We start from the raw sequence: 2551 nt of genomic DNA on the forward strand, positions 1-2551 counted from the left end.
CCTGCCGTGCAAACGTCAGGTGCGCGATGCCGGCAAACGACATGAATCCGCCGAGCGCGTAGCGGGCGATGTTCTGTGAGCGTGGTATTGCGCGACTTTCCGTGTGCGTCTTCATGTCCCGAGCCTACGCCGCTTCTACAACCACGTACTCGACGTCATTCCCAGCCCCTGCGCATCGATCAGCTCGATCCGAGCGTCCTCCTCGACCATTTTCTGCAAGGCCCACTTGCCTCATATACCCCCTGGGGTATATTGGGTATCGACACCCAATCGAGGAGGGTCATTTGTGGTTATCGCGATTGTCGGCGGACTGATCGTCGGACTTCTGGTCGGAAGCCTGGGAGGCGGCGGCGCCATTTTGGCGGTTCCGCTACTGACCTTCGGGCTCGGCCTACCTCCACACGAGGCGACCGTGGCCTCCCTCGTCGTCGTCGGAACCGGCGCGCTGGTCGGGATCGCTCAACGACGCGCGGGCACAAGCACAGGCTCAAGCGTCCGCTTTACGCTGGGCATCGCCTTCGGCCTCGCCGGCCTACCGGGCGCTTTCCTCGGCAGCCGAGTCGCCGGCATGGTCGACGAAGACGTGTTGATGAGCCTCTTTGCGGTGATCCTCGCCGTCGTCGCGTTCACGATGTTTCGCGGCACTCGATCGGAGAAGGCCGCGGAGACCGGCGATCGCAGGGCGCCGAAGTGGCGCACACGAGCGATCACCCTCGCCACCGCGACGGCCACAGGCTTCCTCACCGGCATGTTCGGGGTGGGTGGCGGCTTTCTCGTCGTCCCCGCCCTGACGATCGCGCTCGGAGTGCCGATCACCAGCGCGGTGGGCACGTCGTTGGTCATCGTCGCCATCAACAGCGCGATCTCGCTCGGCCTGCACGCCGAGACCGCGACCTCGCTCCCCTGGCCGGCCATAGCCGCGATGTCCGCCGCCACGGTGGCCGGCACGTTTGCCGGCACCGTGGTGTCGCGCCGCGCCGAGCCCCGCACGCTGAAGCTCGCCTTTGCCGGCATTCTCCTCGTCGTCGCGCTGGCTACCGCAGCGCAGAGCATCCCCGGGGTCCTCGGTTAGCGGAAAATTCGGGAGCGCCTTGTGGGCCCCGACCGGCGCCTACGCGAGGCTGAGGAACATCTTTTCCAGCGCCTTGACGTCGACTTCCGGATCCTCCGACGTCAGACATTGCTGCAATCCGGTGGAGATGATGGCAAAGCCCGCCCGATCGAGCGCCTTCGACACCGCCGCGAGCTGGTTGACGACCTGCTGGCAATCGCCTCCCTCCTCGACCATCCGCACGACGCCGGCGAGCTGCCCCTGCGCGCGCTTGAGCCGATTGGCGACTGCCTTCAGTTCCGTGGCTTCGAGTTCCATTCGACTTTTCCTTTCACCTCGATGATCCACCCAGAATACCCCGGGGGATATGCGGGACACCTATTCGTCGGTTCGCATCCGCGGCGAACTCACCCTTGCAATATACCCCAGGGGGTATTATTCTCAATGTTGTCACCACACGAATTGGAGTGATTATGCTTTTCGAACGCGTCTATGAGGACGGACTCGCACACGCAAGCTTCATGATCGCCTGCCAGCAGAAAAACACGGCGCTCGTCGTCGACCCGCGTCGAGACGTCTCGGTCTACCTCGACCTGGCCGCCAAGCACGGATTGACGATCGAGGCCGTCACCGAGACCCACATCCACGCCGACTACCTTTCCGGGAGCCGCGAGCTCGCCGAGGCTACGGGCGCCACCCTGTACGTCTCGGGCGAAGGCGGCGAAGACTGGCAGTACGGGTTCGAGGCCGAGCGGCTGCGCTCGGGAGACACGATCACCCTCGGCAACATCACCGTCGAGGCGGTGCATACGCCCGGCCACACCCCGGAGCACCTCACCTTTCTCATCACCGACGGCGCCGTTGCGGATGAGCCCGGATACATGCTCACCGGCGATTTCGTGTTCGTCGGCGATGTCGGGCGCCCCGACCTCCTCGACGAGGCCGCCGGCGGCGAGGACACTCGCTTCGCCGGCGCGAAGGACCTCTTCCGCAGCCTGAAGAACACCTTCCTCACCATGCCCGACTACGTACAGGTGTTCCCGGCACACGGCGCGGGAAGCCCATGTGGAAAATCGCTGGGCGCCGTCCCATCGACGACCGTCGGCTACGAACGCGCGACCGCCTGGTGGGCGCCGTTCGTGGAAAACGATGATGAGCAGGGCTTCATCGACTCGCTTCTCGAAGGACAGCCGGACGCGCCGACGTACTTCTCCAGGATGAAGCGCCTCAACAAGGAGGGGCCTGCGCTGCTCGGCGAACGCCACCGCCCCGAGGAATTGGGGTCGGACGCCGTGGACGGCCTCGTGCGCGACGAGGAGGCCATCGTCGTCGATCCGCGAGATCAGCACGCCGTGCATTCGGGTACCTACCCGGGCTCGCTCAACATCCCCGCGGGGGCCAACGCGTCCAAGTTCGCCGCGTGGACCATCGATCCCGACACCGAACACCGCCGGCTGATCATCGCCACCGATGACGCCGAACTCGCTCGCGATTGCTCGG

At 65.3% G+C, this 2551-nt stretch carries 3 protein-coding genes; 2 read left to right on the top strand and 1 reads right to left on the bottom strand.

The genetic code is table 11. From position 1 onward, the window contains the following. The first annotated feature begins 286 nt into the window (after positions 1 to 286). A complete protein-coding gene (locus K8V11_RS05100; protein ID WP_303911359.1) occupies positions 287 to 1072 on the top strand; it encodes a sulfite exporter TauE/SafE family protein in 786 nt (261 codons plus the stop codon). Positions 1073 to 1111: 39 nt separating this feature from the next. Here the strand turns inward: K8V11_RS05100 and K8V11_RS05105 are convergent, their stop codons facing one another. Further along, positions 1112 to 1369: a metal-sensitive transcriptional regulator gene (locus K8V11_RS05105; protein WP_067475719.1), complete on the bottom strand. Its 258-nt coding sequence runs from the start codon at positions 1367 to 1369 to the stop codon at positions 1112 to 1114. Positions 1370 to 1524: 155 nt separating this feature from the next. Here K8V11_RS05105 and K8V11_RS05110 point away from each other — a divergent pair. Continuing rightward, positions 1525 to 2551, top strand: a 1027-nt coding sequence (locus K8V11_RS05110) for an MBL fold metallo-hydrolase (protein ID WP_303911360.1), incomplete at its 3' end; no start/stop codon positions are given.

The organism is Dietzia timorensis, assembly GCF_020742175.1.
Classification (GTDB): Bacteria; Actinomycetota; Actinomycetes; order Mycobacteriales; family Mycobacteriaceae; genus Dietzia; species Dietzia timorensis_A.